Origin of the sequence: uncultured Sulfitobacter sp., assembly GCF_947497275.1 — a bacterium.
Lineage (GTDB): Bacteria > Pseudomonadota > Alphaproteobacteria > Rhodobacterales > Rhodobacteraceae > Sulfitobacter.
In genome coordinates, this window is record NZ_CANMFS010000003.1 from 119,183 (window position 1) to 136,964 (window position 17,782).

Sequence of the window (17,782 nt, forward strand, 5' to 3'; positions counted from 1 at the left end):
TAGCGGGGGTGCGGCGCAGGGTCCAGCCCCGAACACCTCAGGAGGTGGCGCGATCCGCCAAGGTCTTGATGCCTGCTCCGCTGATCTTCGGCACGACGCGGTATCCGGCCTCCACGAAGTTATAGAGTGCGAAGGCAAGCAAGCCTATTCCCGCACCGCCCAGCAGTATCCGGCCAAAGACCGCTCCACGCAGCGATTGAAGCGCCTGCCCCAGCCCGCCCGCCTGTGACGGGTCGCCAAAGAATGCCGCAGTCGCGATCGAAATACCGACCAGCACCAGCATCGCGCCGTACACGATCAAGCCGCCCTTGATTACCATCTCCAAGTCGCGCACGAGCCGCGCATTCGCCAGATGCTCCTTGTATTTCCCTGCGACGCCTTTGTAGGCATAGTATAAGCCTGCTCCGACCAGAATTAGAGCACCGATGCCGACCATCGTGCGACCCAGGGGCATCTGCATCACCTTCTGCGTCCAGTCCTGAGTAGAATCGCCGCCACCGCCGCCACCCTGAGCGAGGCCGATGACAGAAATCGCGATACCGCCATGCAACAAACCGGTCGTGATCTGCGCGGCCCGGGCAAACGCTCCTTTGGCCCCGTCACCATGATCTTCGACATCCATGATGCCCGCAACCACACGCCAGACCATGTAGCAGAACAGTCCCAGACCGATCCCCCAAAGCATCGGGACCCCATAGGGTTGTTTCCTGAGCGCCACCAAAGCGTCCTTGGTGCCTTCTGCCTGCCCTGAATTGAGTGCAGCCAGAAACGCAAGCGCACCCACTGCAATGTAAATTGCGCCGCGCGCGCCGTAGCCTGCGCGCATAACCCATTTCAGTCCTTCGTGTGATTTATCCAACGATCTGCCCCGTGTTGTTCTAGGACAAAGCACTACAGGACCCTATTGGTTCCAATCACCGGTGCGGATAGAGCCGTTCAGTTGCCCGGAACCGGCGGACATTCCTCGCCGGTGACAGTACCGTCATAAGCCTTGGCCCCGCAATCGTTGAGTTCGTGCCAAGCGTATCCACGTCCGTCGCTGGTAATGGCGACCACACGGTCGACACCGTAGGCTACATTCTTTTGCCCCATGAAAGTCAGCGCCGTTCCGGCCTTCAATTCGCCCGCAATGGCCTCGGCATCGAAACAGCCGAACCAACCCGGCGCATTGCGCGGAGACACGCCCTCGACCATCTCGAACGTCTCCGTCAGCAATGCGAGGCTGTAGGGGGTGTCGAAGCACGCGCGGTACCGGATGGGCGAGCTGTCGGCGTCAATGGCCTGGAAGTTCTCGAACGGGATCACTTCGGCGTCGCCCGACGCGATGCTTGTCAGAACGATGCCATCCGCCGGGGCGGATACCTCACTGTAGAACCCGTAGACCTGGAGGTAATACAGGGTGGCCCCCGCGATCAGTGAAGAGATCAAGATAACGATTCCTACGATTTTGCCGCTCATGCGTCAGGTCCAGTACAGTATAGAGTGGTGCGGCCCGGGATCAGGCTGCATCGTCGGTCCAGCCGCCCGCGCGGGTCTGGACGAAAGCGTCAGCGCACATTTTGGTCAGCGCCCGCACGCGTCCGATGTAGGCCTGCCTTTCGGTCACCGAGATAACGCCGCGCGCGTCCAGCAGATTGAAAATATGGCTTGCCTTGATCGCCTGATCATAGGCCGGATGCGCCATGACGATGCGTTTGCCGGATTTCGGATCGTGGTGTTCCTGCTCGATGATCGCCTTGCACTCTGCTTCGGCTTCCTCGAAGTGGCGCAGCAAAACGTCCGTATTGGCGATATCGAAATTCCAACGCGCGTATTCTTCCTCGGTCTGCTTGAAGACGTCGCCATAGCTTAACGGGATCGGCGCGTCGGGGTCGTTGAACGGCATGTCCATCACGTGATCGACGCCCAGAACATACATCGCAAGCCGCTCCAGCCCGTAGGTCAGCTCGCCCGACACTGGGTGACAGTCATGCCCGCCGACCTGCTGGAAATAGGTGAACTGGCTGACTTCCATGCCGTCGCACCACACTTCCCAGCCAAGACCCCAGGCGCCCAAAGTCGGGCTTTCCCAATCATCCTCGACAAAGCGGATGTCGTGCAGATCCATGTCGATGCCGATCGCCTCCAGCGAGCCGAGATAAAGCTCCTGCAGGTTCGCCGGCGACGGTTTGATCAGCACCTGATACTGGTAGTAGTGCTGCAACCGGTTCGGGTTCTCGCCGTAGCGGCCATCGGTCGGGCGGCGCGACGGCTGTACATACGCGGCAGCCCAGGGCTGTGTCCCCAACGACCGCAGCGTCGTTGCCGGGTGAAACGTGCCCGCGCCGACTTCCATGTCGTAGGGCTGCAAGATCGCGCAGCCGTGCCGCGCCCAATAGCTTTGCAGGCGCAGGATGATTTCCTGAAACGAGCGGGGAGTGTCAGCCATACCGGATACCTTTGTCTCACGCGGCGCAAGGCCGTTCGTCGCTCTTACTAGGGCGCGGCGCAGCGGGGGTCAATCGACGCGGGCGCGCGGGCGGCGCTGCGCGGTGGCAACGCTTATGAATTGTATGTGAAACCGGCACATCACTTATGGGAATCCCCCGCAAATCCTGCTTATCTGCGGCAAATTTACCTTTGAAAGTTCCAGACACGATGTTGCGACTGATTTTGGCCTCCCTCTTTTGCGCTGCGGTACTCTTCGGCACCCCACGTTCCGCGTCCGCGCAAGCCGTCGATGCGGACGAAGTCGTCTGGATCCAGATCGAAGCGCAGCAATCTCTGGCGCGTGCCACGGACCGGGCGCGGGCCTACGCAACCTTGCTGCAGGACGTCAACGGATTTGCCGTTGGCGGCGGATGGTATGCCATCGTCGTTGGCCCCTACCGGCGCGAAGATGCGGAACTGGTACTGCGGCAGTACCGCCGCGAAGGGCTGGTGCCCGGCGACAGCTTCGTTCAGCTTTCACAGCGTCTGGGCCGCCAGTTCTGGCCAGTTGGTGCGAATATCCTCGACAACGGTGCCATCGACGCGCCGCAAAGCGCCCTGCAGGAAGATCCGGCGCCGCAGGTGTCGGATGCAACACCGGCCCCGCAGCAGCCCGAACCTGAACCGGAGCCCGCCGACGAGACACCCGGGGAAGCCCAGCGTTCGGAACGCCTGCTGACCAGCGATGAGCGCAAGCAATTGCAGGTGATGCTGAAATGGGCCGGCTTCTATGACGCTGCAATCGACGGGGCATTCGGGCGCGGGACCCGCAACGCGATGGCGCAATGGCAGGTGTCCAACGGGTTTCAGCAGACCGGTATCCTGACCACGATGCAGCGCGCGCAAATCGCGCGACAGTACAACGCCGTGCTGGAAGGTCTGGGCCTGCGCTTGGTGCGTGACACCAAAGCCGGTATCGCGGTGCGGATCCCCATGAATATCGTCGATTTCGACCGCTACGAGCCGCCCTTTGCGCAATACAACGCCACCGGCGACCTTGGCGCGCGGGTTTTGCTGATCAGCCAACCGGGCGACCAGAACACACTGTTCGGTCTCTACGAGATTCTGCAAACTCTGGAAATCGTGCCGCTGAACGGCCCGCGGGAACGCAACAACTCCAGTTTCACATTGGTCGGCGAAAACGCCCGTACCGTCAGCTACACCGAAGCCAGCCTGCGAGACGGGCAGATCAAGGGTTTCACGCTGATCTGGCCTGCGAACGACGAAGAGCGCCGCCGCCGTGTCCTGACCGAAATGCGCGATAGCTTTACCGCCCTGCCCGGTGTCCTGAGCGCCTCGGCGGGCGCTTCGCCGGAACAGGCGATTGATCTGGTCGCGGGTTTGCAGGTGCGTACGCCCAAACTCACCCGGTCGGGGTTCTTCGTGACTGGCAATGGCGATGTCGTGACCACTTCGGAGGTGGTGCAGGGATGCGGGCGGATTACGCTGGACGGCGATACGGATGCGCGGATCGTGGCCGATGACCGGGCCCGCGGCGTCGCGTTGCTACAACCGGATGTGGCGCTCGCGCCGCTGGCGGTCGCCTCCTTCGCCGCGCAACCGCCGCGTCTGCAAAGCGAGGTTGCCCTTGCCGGGTACTCCTTCGGCGGCGCGCTCAGCGCACCGTCGATGACGTTCGGAACCATAGAGGACGTCAAGGGCCTTGAGGGTGAGGAGATGTTGGAACGGCTCGCGCTGCGCAGCCGTGCCGAGGATGCGGGCGGTCCGGTGCTTGCCGAAGACGGAACCGTGATCGGCATGCTCGCCCCGCAACCCCAAGGCGTGCCGCAACTGCCGCAAGACGTCAGCTTTGCGCTGGATGCGCAGACCGTACGGGACGTAACCACAGCGGCTGGCGTCAGGCTCCCGGCAGGCTCGGCCCCGTCCGACGCGCTGACCCCATTCCAGATTTCGCAGCGCGCCACCGGAATGACCGTTCTGGTCAGCTGCTGGGAATAATTCAGCCTGCGCGGTAACCCACCGGCCCGCGCAGGGCTCAGCCGGTCAGTTCTGGCGTCAGGTAAATCAACGTCGGGCCATCGGCTTCAAACGCCGCACGCACGGCGTCTTGCATGTGTACCAGCGTGCGCGGCGCGACAGAGGCCGCGCCGAACGCCTCAGCCAACTTCTCGAAATCGGGATTGCGCGCGATCACGGCGTTGGGCGCAATTTGCGCGCCCACCATGCTCGCCTCGATCGCCCCCAGCTTGCCGTTGTCCCACAAGATGATGGGCAGCGGCAGACCAAGTTCCACAGCAACACCAAGCTCCGCCATAGTGTAGTGGAACCCGTAATCACCGATGATCGCCAGCGTAGGCTTTCCCGCCCGCGCAACGGCACCGCCGATAGCGGCTGGCAGCGCATAGCCCAGTGTGCCAAAGCCGTAAGGATGGTGCCAGTGACCGGGGCGGTCCATATCCCATACTTCCTTGGCGGCATACGCAAACTGGGTCATGTCGGAATAAACCATCGTGTCATCGGGCAGGCAGTCGCGCAGCGCATCCGCGACCGGCAGGATACCGGGATAGTCAGCTTCCACCTCACTGCGCCACCGGGCGCGCGCGGCGCTGACGTCTGCGGCGTTCCAGTCGCTTTCTCCAGCGTCCAGGCCTGTCGCATTCGCAAGCGCACACAGGACTGTATCGGCATCCGCAAAGATCCGCACATCGGCATTCTGCGCATCGCTGAGTACCTCTGCGTCGAGGTCGACGCGCACCATCGGACAGCGGTGCCCCAGATGATCCCGCCACAGATCCACCTCGGCAAGCTCGGTGCCTATCGCTATGACAAGATCCGCCTTGGCGATCTCTGCCGCACTTGAAGGCCGCGCGAGATTGGATCCGAACAGCAGCGGATAAGACGGCGCGACAAGGCCACGGCCCGCATAGGTCGTAAAGGCTGCGGCACCGGTTTTCCGCAAGACTTCTCGAACGCTGTCCGCGCCACGCACCCCGCCGCCGAACACGAAAAGCGGTTTGCGGGCGCGACTCAACGCATCGACGATCCGGGCGGCCGCCTGCGTCTCATCGGTGCCTTGCGGGCTGCGGAGCAGTGGCGCTGGCGCTGGCGCTGCAGCTGCCTCAAGCTGTGCGATCGGCACCTGTATGGCTTTGGGGCGTTGTCGACCCGCTGTCCGGAACTCTTCGAACGCGCGGTCCACCAGGGCATAGGCCGCCTGTGCCGACACTGCGTCCTGTGACCATTCGCACACCGTTTCCGCTGCGCCGCGCTGGTCCTTCATCTGATGCAGTTGACCACGCCGTGCGGCAACCTCGTCGAGACAGCTCGACAGAACGAGCATCGGCACACTGTCGCTGTACGCCTGCCCCATCGGCGTCATGATGTTGCACAGCCCCGGTCCAGTGATAACATAGGCCACCCCCGGCTTGCCGCTCGCACGGGCATAGCCATCGGCCATGAACCCGGCGCCCTGCTCGTGACGGGCCAGCACATGGGTGATCCCCGCCTCCTCAATGCCCCGGTACATCTCCTGATTATGCACGCCGGGAATACCGAAGATTACATCGACGCCCCGCGCCTTGAGCATGTGCGAAATTTGCGCGCCCAGCGGGCGGGTTTGGCGGTCTGTCATCAGGCTCTCCAGAAATTGACGGTAAACAGGACATAGACGACCATAAGCTCCAATCGTCCGATCAGCATGGCGATGATCAGGATCCATTTCGCCGGATCGTTCAGGGTCGAGAAATTGCCCGCCGGTCCGATGATATCGCCCAACCCCGGCCCGATGTTGGCCAGCGCCGCCCCGGCCCCCGATACCGAAGTGACGAAATCAAGACCGGTGAAAGACAGCGCAACCGCGACGACGCCCAGTGTGACGACGAAAAACATGAAGAACGACATCACCGAGGCAAGCACCTCCTCGCCCACCGGACGGTTGTCGTAGCGCGGCGTGAAGATCCCGTGCGGCGAGCGGATGCGCCGCAGCTGCGACCGGATCGATGCGAAAAGAAGCTGATAGCGGAAAATCTTGATCGAGCAGGCCGTCGAGCCCGCGCAACCGCCGATGAGACCGATGAAAAAGAACAGCGCCACGGCAAAGCTGCCCCATTGCATATAATCGACCGACGCGTACCCGGTCCCTGAGATGATCGAGGTGACGTTGAACAACGCCTCGCGCAGGGCCTGTTCCACGCCGAAATGCACGTCTTCGTCCAGCAGGACCAGAAGCGCCAACACCAGCACCCCCACGGTCATCACGAACCCCCGCACCTGCGGGTCTCGATGCAGCGCCAGGGGATTGCCGTTGATCAGTTGGACGTAGCGCACGAAAGGCAGCGCGGAGAGGATCATGAAGACGGTGGCAACATATTCCAACGGCCCCGAAAACGTGGCGAAGGACGCGTCGTAGTTCGAGAAGCCCCCGGTAGAAATCGTCGTCATCGCGTGGGCGGTCGCGTCGAAGAGATTCATGCCGAAATAGATGTAGATCAGTGTGCAAGCCAGCGTGAAAATAACGTAAATACCCGAGATCTGGGTTGCGATCTGTCCTGCGCGGGGCAGAATCTTGCCGAATGTATCGAAGGACTCGGACTTGAAAATCTGCATCCCGCCGACCCGCAGTTCAGGCAGGAAAACCATCGCGACGACAATGATGCCGATGCCGCCAAGCCATTGCAGGATGGACCGCCAGATCAGCAGCCCCTTGGGCAATAGGTCCAGCCCGGAAAAAACGGTCGCTCCCGTGGTGGTCATCCCCGACGTCGCCTCGAACAGGGCATCGACGATGCGCGCGTCCGTCGCCCCGAGTACGAAAGGGATCGCTCCGAACGCCGGCAGCGCCACCCAGACAGTGGTGGTCAACAAGAAGGTCTGCTGAATTGTCAGGCCCTCGCGCACACCGCTGGCGCAGGCCAGCGCAATCGCCGCTCCGCCCAGAATGGTGATGAAAGCACTTTGCAGGAATACCGGCCATTGATCACGGCCCTCGGCGACATCCACCAGCAATGGCACCAGCATCGCCAACCCCAGCACGGCCACCAACAGGCCAATAACATATCCAACCGGGCGCAAATCCATCCGTGCAGCGTTGGCGCGGGCGCGCTGCGGTGTCAAGGCGCGCCATGCCGTATACGGACGCTCGGTTCTTGCGACAAAATAAAACGCCCCCCGCTGCGCTCAGGGTGAGCGCGGCGAAGGGCGTTTGCCATCGTGCGGTCCGCGCCGTTAGGCGCAACGCGCGCATCAGGCGTAGTAATAGTCCCTGAAGACGTGGTGCACGATGTCTGCACGCGCGATACCCATCGCCTTGAGTTCGTCATCTGTCTTGGCGTTCAGGGCCTGCACGCGTGCCACGCGCGCCGCGCCGCTGGACGCGTTCATCATTGCCGTGCCAGCGCGGGCCAACAGCTGGCCCAGTTGTGCAAGCGATGTGCGTGCGGACAGGAAAGGAGTGGTCGATGTCACTTGCCCACGTGCGGGCATGCGAGCTGAGAAGTATTCGGTTGCGGTCGACTGATAGGTCATCGGATATGCCTTAGAATTTGTCTTGGCGGGATTATCCCCGTGCACTCCAGATAGGTGATGCTGCACCGCAGCAGTACCACCAAAAACGCATAGCCGCCGCCCTGTAGGCGCAATTTACCCAAGGGCACGGGGCCGTCGACATTGCAGCAAAAAAGCCGCCACACCTTTCGGCATGGCGGAAGCTCGTTCGCACAAACCTGCGCAGCGCAACCTGTTCAGAAAGATCAGCCGACGTGGAACAGGGTGTTGAAAAGCTTGGGATCGAGGCTCGCTTGCGCAAAGGTCGCACCTTCGGTCAGAACACTCACCGCGTCATGACTGTGCAGGCTTTCCTGATGGCTTGCGATCACACGGAAATCGGATATGCGCGCATCTGTCTGGAGCTGCTCGCAAAACAACCGCGCGGCGTCTTCCACGAAGATCGGATTGGCCGCGTTCAGCTCGGCAAAGGCCTGTTCGTCCTCACGCTTGACCATCACCTGAGTTTCGGTCGGCACCGCGCGCCGGCACGCCTCGATCAGGTCCTCGAACCACAGGCATTGCGCGGTATCATCCATCAACACTGAAATCCGTGCGACCGAGCGTTGCGAATGGGGCGTCGCAAGCTGGTTGCGTGTGGCCCGCGCATGTTCGGACAACTCAAGCGAGCACGGGCAGGTGCTGGAATACACGTAATCGAGGTGAATAATCTTCTGGCGCACACCGTTTTGCTCTACCAGCTCGAGCGCCACGTCATAATACTGATAGCCTTCGAGACCGGAGCGCAGGCTCGAAATCTTCATCGGAAAGGAAAACCGCATCTGGATACGTGCGTCGAAACTCTCCAGATCGCTGATATAGTCATCAAGCGCGGCCTCGATCACCGCAAAGCTGAATGTGCTTTCGGCGTGCTTGTAGAAGCTGCGCATGATGCGGGACATGTTGATGCCCTTCTTGTCCGCATCAAGGCTGACGGTCCCCGTAACGGATGTCTCGAGCATCAGATCCCCGCCGTTGCGGGTCTGGAAACGGATCGGCAGGCGGAAATTGGAAATGCCGACATGCTGGATCTGCTGGTTCGCCCCCTTGATCAGGCTGGACGGGCCATTCTGCAGATCCGGTAGACTTTCCTTGTACTCCGCCTCTATGGCGAAATCGGCAGGGTAGTCCCGGTCGAATAACGGATAGGCTTTGCCGCCGCGCAACAGTTGTGCGACTGCAGGATCAAGGGTGGCCAATTCCGTTTCGGTCGCCGTAGCGGCCCACGTCCGCAATGTTTCAAGTGCCGCTTCGGCGGCTGTGCGGTCCGGTGTCGGCTTGATCGGTGTGGCGATGTTCATTGTCTAAGCTCCCCTCTTCGAGCAAACCTAATGTAGGGTTCCACCCGCAGATTACCAAATGAATATAACCGATACGCGGCGGGTAACGCCACGGATCACCTATTTTGCGGCATCAAGTGCTTGGCGGAAGTCCGCAATCAGATCCTCGACGTCTTCCAGACCGATGCTCACACGCACCAGACCGGGCGTGATGCCCAGCTGCTGTTTCTGCGCGTCCGGCAGGCGTTGGTGGGTGGTGGTCGCCGGATGGGTCAGAATGGTCTTGGCATCCCCCAGATTGTTGGAAATGAGCCCGATTTCAACCGCATTGAGAAACCTGAATGCGGCGTCCTTGCCCCCCGCCAGATCCAGCGCAATCACCGTGCCGCCCTTTTCCATCTGCCGCATGGTCAGATCATGCTGCGGATGCGCGGGCAGTCCGGGATAAATTGCGGCGTTCAGTGCAGGGTGCGGCTGCAACGCCTCTGCCACCGCCTGCGCCGTCGCCGCCTGTGCGCGCACGCGCAGGTTCATCGTTTCCAACCCCTTAAGCATGATCCAGGCCGTAAACGGCGACATCGACCCGCCGGTGTGCTTCATGTACGGCTCGACTGTGCCGCGAATAAAATCGCGCGTACCCATGATCACCCCGCCCAGCGCACGGCCCTGCCCGTCGATATGCTTGGTCGCGGAATAGATCACCACGTCCGCACCCTGCTCTACTGCCTTGGAAAATACCGGCGTGGCGAACACGTTATCAAGCACCACAAGCGCACCTTTGGCATGCGCCAGCGCGCTCACCGCGGCAATATCGACGACCTGCAATGTCGGATTGGAGACCGATTCGAAGAAAACGGCCGCTGTGTCGTCGCGGATCGCCGCCTCCCACTGTGACAGCTCGGTGCCGTCGACGAACGTCACCTCGACACCGTAACGGGTCAGGATCTCTTCGAGCACGTACAGACACGATCCGAACAGCGCGCGCGCCGATACGACGTGATCGCCCGCTTTCAGCATCGACATCAGCGCGCCCGACACCGCCGCCATCCCCGAAGCCGTGGCAAACGCGTCTTCTGCCCCTTCGAGCGCGGCAATGCGTTCCTCGAACATCGCAACGGTGGGGTTGCCGTAGCGGGCATAGATGAATTCATCGTCGCCTGACGCTACAAACCGCTGCTCAGCGTGTTCCGCGCTCTCATATACGAAGCCCTGAGTGAGATAGATCGCTTCGGACACCTCTCCGTATTGGCTGCGGCGGGTCCCTGCGTGGACGGCTTTGGTGCTGGGTTTCCAAGTATTGCTCATTGGTTCATTCCTTCGCGTGCCGATACGTTGCGGGCGGGGCGCGGCACAAAAAAACCCCTGTCGCGGTCAAGCGAAAGGGGGCTTTCATCCTGACCTTTTAGCGGAATGTTTAACGTGGCCCGCAATCCGGTAACAAATCGCCACAGGCTTTGGTTAGGGGAATGGCCCGCGCGCGTCAAGCAGGCGGCGCGCAGGTAGTGCTTGTCTCCGCGCGCAAAACCGCCATCATCGGATAAGAGTACAAAGGAACGCCCTATGAACCAACCGATTGACTTGTATTTCTGGCCTACGCCGAACGGCTGGAAAGTCTCAATCTGCCTCGAGGAGATGGCACTGCCCTACGAGACGCATCTGGTGGACATCGGCGCGGGGGAGCAGTTCGATCCGGCATTCCTCATGATATCGCCGAATAACAGGATGCCCGCGATTGTCGATCCCGACGGGCCGGATGGCGCGCCGCTGTCGATCTTCGAGAGCGGCGCGATCCTGCAATATCTCGCCCGCAAGACCGGGACATTCTGTGGCGAAACCGAGCGCGAGCGGATCGCGGTGGATCAATGGCTGATGTGGCAGATGGGCGGCCTTGGCCCGATGGCCGGTCAGGCGCATCATTTCCTGAAATATGCCCCCGCGATGGATCCGCCGAACGACCTGCCCTACGCCAAGGATCGCTACCGGGCGGAAGTCGCGCGTCTCTACGGTGTGCTGAACCGGCAGTTGGCACAACATGAATTCGTTGCGGGGAATTTTGTGTCCATCGCCGATTTCTCGATCTGGGGGTGGGCATCGTTGTGGGAAGGCCAGCAGCAGACGCTGGAGGACAAACCGCATCTTGCCCGCTGGCTCGACCAGATGGGCGCGCGGCCCGGTGTTCAGGCGGGACGCGCCCTGCATGCCGACAAGCGCGGCGATTTCAAGAAGGATGCCCAAGACACCCTTTTCAAGCGGTAGGCAGCGCGTTCAGTCGCCGCTTTTCTCTTCAATGACATAGGGTTGCAGATGGGTGAACTGCCAGAACAAGAACGCCATCAATGCAAGTGGGAAACCGAAGGTCTCGATCTTGACCCATGTTTCGGTCGAAAGCGTGCGCCAGACGATTTCATTGGCCAGCGCCAGCACGGCAAATGCCAGCGTCAGGCGCCGCGTCAGGATCATCCAACCTTCGTGCCGCATGGGCATCGCGTCGCTCATCACGAATTCGAGCCATGAGCGCCCCTTGAACAGCCCGACCGCGAGGATCGCCGACAACAGGCCGTAGACGATCGAGGTTTTCATCTTGAAGAACCGCTCATCGTTGAACCATGCGGTCAGACCGCCGAAGAAAATAACCATGAAGGCCGTGAACACCTGCATCCGGCTCAGCTTGCCCGTCAGGACCCAGAGGATCGCCATCGCCAGCAACAGGATCGGGACAAAAACCACCGCCGCGACGATGAAGCCGGTGTATTGCGTGCCGCCAATGGCAAAGCTTTCGTCCTTGATCCAAAGATACAGCACGAAGAAAGCCAATGTCGGTCCAAGCTCCAGCACCTGTTTCAGGATCGGATTGATTTCGCGTGATTGCGCCATGCGCCTTAGCCTCCGAATTCTACAATAACCGCGCCCGCGGCGATGAGCGTCATCAGCGCGATTCGCCTCGGGCCGACGGTTTCCTTGAGCACTAGCCAGCCGATAAGGGCAGCAAAAACGGTCGAGGTCTCTCGCAATACCGCTGCTTCGCCCACTTTATCAAGGCGTGTCGCCATCATGATCGCGCCAAAGCTCATGAAGGCGACGACACCGCCGATCGTGCCACGCATCACCAACGGTCCCAGCGCGGGCGGAGTCGGCATCGCGCGCCACCGCCGCGCCGCGAAGAACGGGAACAACGCCCCGTCGATCATGAAGAACCACGCAAGGAAGGTGAAGGGATTGGGCGTGGCGCGGATGCCGTAGGCATCATAGGTGGTATAAAGCGCCACGAACATACCCGTCAGCACCGCCAACCCCATTGCGGCGTTCAGGGTTTCGCGCTCCGCCGTGAGAAAGATCAGATTGTACACCGCCAGCCCGAAGATCCCTGCCATCAGCACGCCCACCCCCAACCATTGCGTCAGGGTGAACGTCTCGCCGAAGATCAGGTATGCACCGATCACCGTGAACAAGGGGCCAGTACCGCGTACGACCGGATAAACGACCGTATAGGCCCCCTTGGTATAGGCGGCGGCCTGAAGAAACTTGTACAGCATGTGGATGACCCATGCCCCCGCAAAGATCGGCCACATCTTCGGCTCCGGCCACGGGACCACGAACAACGCGAAAGGGGCCGCCATCAAACAGTAACATGCGTCGATCGCGCCCCGCGTGAGAAAGGGATCATGCCGCCCCTTCTGTAGCGCGCCGAAAACGGCGTGCAAGACCGCCGCCGACAATGCGAGGATCAGCGCCAGCCGGTGCCCGGCTTCGGTCCCCTCGATCTGAATCAGCCAATCCGTCACGCGACTGCTGGCTGTCTGGCTGTCATGCGCGCCCCGTCAGCGCGTCCGCAAACTCTTCGGGATCGAACGGTTGCAGATCGTCGATCTGCTCGCCCACACCGATGGCGTGGATCGGCAGGCCGAACTTGTCAGCGAGCGCAACCAACACGCCCCCCTTGGCGGTGCCGTCCAGCTTGGTCATGACAAGGCCCGACACATCCGAGATGTCTTGGAACACCTTGACCTGATTGAGCGCGTTCTGACCCGTTGTCGCATCCAGAACCAAGAGTGTGTTGTGCGGCGCATCCGGGTCTTTCTTGCGGATCACACGCACAATTTTTGCCAGTTCCTCCATCAGATCGCCACGGTTTTGCAGACGCCCGGCGGTGTCGATAAGCAATAGGTCGGCGCCATCCGCCTCTGCACGGCCCATCGCATCAAAGACAAGACTCGCCGGATCACTGCCCTGTGCCGCCGTCAGAACCGGCACGCCCGCGCGCTCTCCCCAGACCTGAAGCTGCTCGACGGCTGCAGCGCGAAACGTGTCGCCAGCCGCGATCACAACCTTCTTGCCGGCGGCACGGAACTGACTGGCCAGTTTACCAATGGTCGTCGTCTTGCCCGATCCATTGACGCCAACCACCAGAACCACCTGTGGCTTTCTGGGATACAGCGGCAGCGGCTTGGCGACCGGCTCCATGATCCGCGCGATTTCCTGTGCCATCAGCGTCTTGATCTCGGCCACCGACAGTTTTCGGCCCAACCGCCCCTCGGCCATGTTGGCCGTCACGCGCAGAGCGGTGTCCACACCCATATCGGCAGTAATCAACAGCTCTTCGAGCTGCTCCAGCATCGCATCGTTCAGCACCCGGCGCACGACAGCCGCCTCGCCCCCGCGACCGATCATGCGTCCGAGCAGACCCCGCTTCGGAAGTTCATCGACAGCATCGGGCACGTCGATCGGCGCCACCGGCGGAACCACCGTGCGAAGTGGTTCGGTTTTCTCGGACGGCGCGGACGGGGGCGCTTCGGGCGCGGGATCTGCAGGTCTGGGAACAGCCTCCGGTTCGGGCCGAGCATCAGGCGGTGGCGGAGGTGCCGCACGCGGCGGTGCGGGCGCTTCGTCGACCGGCGCCGGTTCGGAGCTTTCGCGCGGGGCGGCCTGCGGCAGTTCCTCAGCGGCCCGGCCGGGAGCTTCCATTATCTCGTCGACGGCGGCCCGGTCCTCTTCGCCGCCCTCGCTGACGATCGCTTCGAGGCCTTCGTCGATCCGCTCGGACGACTTGAACAGACGGTCTTTGAGTTTCTTGAAAAACGCCACGGGGCACTGTCTCCGATCACTGTCTGCCTCCGATCTAACCCCTTGCGGCAGCTATTGGAAGGGATGCGCCAAATATTGACTTCCCGCAGTCCGCAGGCCACCAAAGGCTGATGAGACTGAGCGTTGTCCTTTTCTTGATTGTCTGGACAGGTCCGGCGCTGGCCGAGCCACCCGAACGCCTGTGCAGCAGTGGCAAATGGGGTCACGCGCATTGCATCCGTGCCGCGCATTTCGTCTACGACACCTGCAATGCGATCGAGACTTTCGCGACCCGGCACGGCCTTAATGTCGGCTTTTTCGCGCGACTGATCTGGCAGGAAAGCCGGTTTGACCCGAACGCTCTATCGCACGCCAACGCACGCGGTATCGCCCAGTTCATCCCCTCGACCGCGCGGTTGCGCGGCCTCAAGGATCCCTACAACCCCGCCGATGCGCTGGAACATTCCGCGCAATACCTTGCCGAGATGGTGCGCCGCTACGGCAACGAAGGTATGGCCGCCATCGGGTACAACGGGGGCGAGCGGCGCGCAGAAGGGTTTCTGGAAGGCAAGGGGCTGGCCCCCGAAACGGTCAATTATGTCCCGATCATCACCGGGCTGGCCGCAGAGCAATGGCGGGACGCGCCGCCGAAAGACCATGACTTCCGCCTGTCCAAGAACAAGCCGTTTCAAGCAGCGTGCTCCGAGATGGCGCGCGACCGGCGCCTGACCCCTATCAAGCTGGTAAAACCACCGCCACCGCCGGTCAAACCCTGGGGTGTTCAACTGGGCTTCGGCATCTCCAAACAGGCCGCGCGCGACAAGATCAGCCGCCAGACCGCCGCATGTCGAGGGCTGGTCAACGGCGAAAAGCTGGACCTTATCTATGTGAAAAACCGCGTTTCGGGCAAGAAAGGCTATTTCTTTGCCCGGATCGGACGCAACAGCCGGCAAGCTGCGCAGAAACTTTGCCGCCAGATCAAGGCGCGCAGTTGCAAATGTCTGGTCGTTCAAAACAAGTGACGCGGGAGGGTGCTGACGGTACGGTGTGACGTGAGGGACATCGCGACAAAGAGGATACCTATGAAACACATTGCATTGATACTTGCCTTTACGCTTGCCGCAGGTGCGGCCAGTGCCCAGACGGAAGTCGGCATCACCAAGGACATGCCCATCGTCACCGTTCCCACCGTCAATGGCCCGGTCGAGATATCCCGGATCCAGGATACCCGGAACGAGGTCACAGGCGAATGGGCCCGTACCTCGCGCCCCTGCCCCGATTTCTGCATCCAGCCGATGACGCCCGCCGAAGGGGTCACGACCATCGGCGAACTCGAATTGATCGAAATGCTGCAGGACCCCGATGCGGTGGTGGTAGACAGCCGCACCGCCGACTGGTTCACCGGCGGCACGATACCGGGTGCGATCAACATCCCCTACACTTTCGTGCTGGATGAGTTGGGACAGCTCGGATGCGCGCCCGATTTCGACGGATGGGACTGCGAAGGCGCCAAGCGTGTGGCGCTTTTTTGCAACGGCATCTGGTGCGGCCAGTCGCCGACCGCGATCCGCAACATGCTCGAAGCCGGCTTTCCGGCGGACAAGATCCACTACTACCGCGGGGGCATGCAGGTCTGGCGTGTGCTGGGATTGACTGTCGCGGGCGGCTGATCGGGACTGCGGGCGACGCGTATGTCGCGTGCCCGCACCTTTCTCAGATCTCGTCGGGGAAGTGCTTCATCGTCAGGCGGATCGGATTTGGTGCCGCCTGCCCCAGACCGCAGATCGACGCGTCGGCCATCGCCTGCGACAGCTCTTCGAGCAGCCCCTGATCCCAGCGGTCCTGCTGCATCAGCTTGACCGCCTTTTCACAGCCCACCCGGCACGGCGTGCATTGACCACAGCTTTCGTCCTCGAAAAAGCGCAACATGTTGACCGCCGCATCGCGCGCGCTGTCACCTTCCGACAGGACCACAACGGCCGCCGAGCCGATGAAGCTGTCGTGCGGCTGCAGGGTGTCGAAATCCAGCGGGATATCAGACCTTGAGGCGGGCAACAGCCCCGATGAGGGGCCACCGGGCTGGTAGGCCTTGAACACATGGCCTTCCGCCATGCCGCCCGCAGCTTTGATAATATCGGTAATGGTCGACCCCGCCGGCAGCAAATATACGCCCGGAGCGGCAACGCGGCCCGACACGGAGTAGCTGCGCAAACCTGTGCGTCCGTTCTTTTCAACCGACGACAGGATCTCGGGGCCTTCGCGGCACACCCGCGCCACCCAGTGCAAGGTCTCGACGTTGTGCACCAGCGTCGGACGGCCAAAGACCCCTACCTGAGCGACATAAGGCGGGCGATGGCGCGGTATGCCACGCTTTCCCTCGATGCTTTCGATCATCGCGGATTCCTCGCCGCAGATATATGCACCCGCCCCCCGCCGCAGATCAATGTAGCCCGGCGATACCAGTCCCGTATCCTCCAGTGCTGCAATCTCGCGCGCGAGGATTTCGAGAACAGCCGGGTATTCGTCGCGCATATAGATGAACACGCGCTCGGCCTCCACGGCCCAGGCAGCGATCAGCATCCCCTCGAGAAACAGATGCGGCGTCGTCTCAAGGTGAAAGCGGTCTTTGAATGTGCCTGGCTCGCCCTCGTCGCCATTCACGGCCAGATACCGCGGCCCCTGTGCCGCACGTACGAAGCCCCACTTCTTGCCCGACGGAAACCCCGCCCCGCCAAGGCCGCGCAGACCCGAAGACTGCACCTTGTCCTGGACCGCCTCCCAGTCGCCGCTTGCGCGCAGGGATCTAAGCGTGGCGTATCCTCCGCCCTCTACATAGGCGTCGAATGTCTCGTAGTCCGGCACCGGAGCGTGGGTGTCGCGCGTCGCCACCGCTGCCTGCACCTTCTCCGGTGTCGCGAAATCGATCTGGGCGTGTCCCAACGCCACTACCGGCGCCTTGTCGCATCCCCCCATGCAGGGCGCGCGCAGCACACGCACCTCGGCGGGGTCCAGCCCCTCCAGCAGCGCGTTCTTGAGCGCCTGTGCACCCGCAAGTTCGCAGCTGAGCGATTCGCACACCCGGATCGTCAGGGCGGGGGGCGGCGTCTGCCCTTCCTTGACCACATCGAAATGCGCATAGAATGTCGCCACCTCATAGACCTCGGCCATGGAAATGCGCATCTCTTCGGCCAGTGCGCGCAGATGTGGCGCAGACAGATGGCCGTAGGCGTCCTGAATGAGGTGAAGATGTTCGATCAACAGATCGCGGTCGCGCGGTTCGTCTCCCAGAAGGCTGCGCACCTGCGACCAGGCGTCGTCGTGCAACTGGCGACCCTTTGTATGGGTCCGGCCCTTGCCCTTTCCGGACTTCCAGACGCCCTTCTTGTTCCCGTCCAACGCCATACCACCGATCCCTTCGAAATGTTTTTGCCTTCTATCAAAGGCGCGCCCGGCGCCCAAAGCGAAAAGCG

At 61.8% G+C, this 17,782-nt stretch carries 16 protein-coding genes and 1 riboswitch; of the genes, 4 read left to right on the forward strand and 12 right to left on the reverse strand.

Going from position 1 to position 17,782, the window contains the following annotated elements; genetic code table 11:
- Window positions 1–37: 37 nt before the first annotated feature.
- From Q1A06_RS07315 to Q1A06_RS07325, 3 genes are all read right to left on the reverse strand, one after another.
- A complete protein-coding gene (locus Q1A06_RS07315; RefSeq protein ID WP_299560886.1) occupies window positions 38–859 on the reverse strand; it encodes a DUF1206 domain-containing protein in 822 nt (273 codons plus the stop codon).
- A gap of 77 nt (window positions 860–936) precedes the next feature.
- Window positions 937–1,458, reverse strand: a complete 522-nt coding sequence (locus Q1A06_RS07320; RefSeq protein WP_299560889.1) for a DUF6446 family protein — start codon at window positions 1,456–1,458, stop codon at window positions 937–939.
- Window positions 1,459–1,498: 40 nt separating this feature from the next.
- Window positions 1,499–2,428, reverse strand: a complete 930-nt coding sequence (locus tag Q1A06_RS07325; RefSeq protein ID WP_299560892.1) for a glycine--tRNA ligase subunit alpha — start codon at window positions 2,426–2,428, stop codon at window positions 1,499–1,501.
- A 209-nt stretch (window positions 2,429–2,637) separates the two neighbouring features.
- Between Q1A06_RS07325 and Q1A06_RS07330 the strand changes: the two genes are divergently transcribed.
- On the forward strand, window positions 2,638–4,428 hold the full coding sequence (locus Q1A06_RS07330) for a serine protease (protein ID WP_299560895.1): 1,791 nt from the start codon (window positions 2,638–2,640) through the stop codon (window positions 4,426–4,428).
- Window positions 4,429–4,465: 37 nt separating this feature from the next.
- Here the strand turns inward: Q1A06_RS07330 and Q1A06_RS07335 are convergent, their stop codons facing one another.
- The 5 genes from Q1A06_RS07335 to metZ form a co-directional block, all read right to left on the reverse strand.
- Window positions 4,466–6,061 carry a thiamine pyrophosphate-binding protein gene (locus Q1A06_RS07335; RefSeq protein ID WP_299560898.1) on the reverse strand — a complete coding sequence of 532 codons (1,596 nt, stop codon included), beginning with the start codon at window positions 6,059–6,061 and terminating at the stop codon, window positions 4,466–4,468.
- The gene (locus tag Q1A06_RS07340) at window positions 6,061–7,506 is read right to left on the reverse strand and encodes a TrkH family potassium uptake protein (protein ID WP_299560901.1); all 1,446 of its coding nucleotides are present in this window, start codon (window positions 7,504–7,506) and stop codon (window positions 6,061–6,063) included. The genes Q1A06_RS07335 and Q1A06_RS07340 overlap by 1 nt, the downstream gene beginning before the upstream one ends.
- Before the next feature lie 165 nt (window positions 7,507–7,671).
- Entirely contained in the window at window positions 7,672–7,953 is a 282-nt protein-coding gene (locus Q1A06_RS07345) for a hypothetical protein (RefSeq protein WP_299560904.1), read from the reverse strand.
- Between the two features lie 224 nt (window positions 7,954–8,177).
- Complete coding sequence (gene folE2 / locus Q1A06_RS07350) at window positions 8,178–9,272, reverse strand: GTP cyclohydrolase FolE2 (protein WP_299560907.1); 1,095 nt, start codon at window positions 9,270–9,272, stop codon at window positions 8,178–8,180.
- A 99-nt stretch (window positions 9,273–9,371) separates the two neighbouring features.
- Window positions 9,372–10,556: an O-succinylhomoserine sulfhydrylase gene (gene metZ, locus Q1A06_RS07355; RefSeq protein WP_299560910.1), complete on the reverse strand. Its 1,185-nt coding sequence runs from the start codon at window positions 10,554–10,556 to the stop codon at window positions 9,372–9,374.
- A 77-nt stretch (window positions 10,557–10,633) separates the two neighbouring features.
- Window positions 10,634–10,710: riboswitch (SAM riboswitch) on the reverse strand.
- A 101-nt stretch (window positions 10,711–10,811) separates the two neighbouring features.
- On the opposite strand from metZ, the gene Q1A06_RS07360 reads away from it, so the two are divergent.
- The gene (locus tag Q1A06_RS07360) at window positions 10,812–11,507 is read left to right on the forward strand and encodes a glutathione S-transferase N-terminal domain-containing protein (protein ID WP_299560913.1); all 696 of its coding nucleotides are present in this window, start codon (window positions 10,812–10,814) and stop codon (window positions 11,505–11,507) included.
- A gap of 9 nt (window positions 11,508–11,516) precedes the next feature.
- Here Q1A06_RS07360 and Q1A06_RS07365 read toward each other — a convergent pair whose 3' ends face one another.
- From Q1A06_RS07365 to ftsY, 3 genes are read right to left on the reverse strand one after another with little or no spacing between them, the layout of a single operon-like run.
- Window positions 11,517–12,125 carry an inner membrane-spanning protein YciB gene (locus Q1A06_RS07365; RefSeq protein ID WP_299560916.1) on the reverse strand — a complete coding sequence of 203 codons (609 nt, stop codon included), beginning with the start codon at window positions 12,123–12,125 and terminating at the stop codon, window positions 11,517–11,519.
- 5 nt (window positions 12,126–12,130) lie between these two features.
- On the reverse strand, window positions 12,131–13,033 hold the full coding sequence (locus Q1A06_RS07370) for an EamA family transporter (protein WP_299560919.1): 903 nt from the start codon (window positions 13,031–13,033) through the stop codon (window positions 12,131–12,133).
- Window positions 13,034–13,055: 22 nt separating this feature from the next.
- Complete coding sequence (gene ftsY / locus Q1A06_RS07375; RefSeq protein ID WP_299560922.1) at window positions 13,056–14,333, reverse strand: signal recognition particle-docking protein FtsY; 1,278 nt, start codon at window positions 14,331–14,333, stop codon at window positions 13,056–13,058.
- Between the two features lie 110 nt (window positions 14,334–14,443).
- Between ftsY and Q1A06_RS07380 the strand changes: the two genes are divergently transcribed.
- Together Q1A06_RS07380 and Q1A06_RS07385 are read left to right on the forward strand one after the other, a co-directional pair.
- The gene (locus Q1A06_RS07380; RefSeq protein WP_299560925.1) at window positions 14,444–15,334 is read left to right on the forward strand and encodes a lytic transglycosylase domain-containing protein; all 891 of its coding nucleotides are present in this window, start codon (window positions 14,444–14,446) and stop codon (window positions 15,332–15,334) included.
- Between the two features lie 60 nt (window positions 15,335–15,394).
- Window positions 15,395–15,982, forward strand: a complete 588-nt coding sequence (locus Q1A06_RS07385) for a rhodanese-like domain-containing protein (RefSeq protein ID WP_299560928.1) — start codon at window positions 15,395–15,397, stop codon at window positions 15,980–15,982.
- Between the two features lie 43 nt (window positions 15,983–16,025).
- Here the strand turns inward: Q1A06_RS07385 and Q1A06_RS07390 are convergent, their stop codons facing one another.
- Entirely contained in the window at window positions 16,026–17,714 is a 1,689-nt protein-coding gene (locus Q1A06_RS07390; protein ID WP_299560931.1) for an NAD(P)H-dependent oxidoreductase subunit E, read from the reverse strand.
- Window positions 17,715–17,782: the final 68 nt, after the last annotated feature.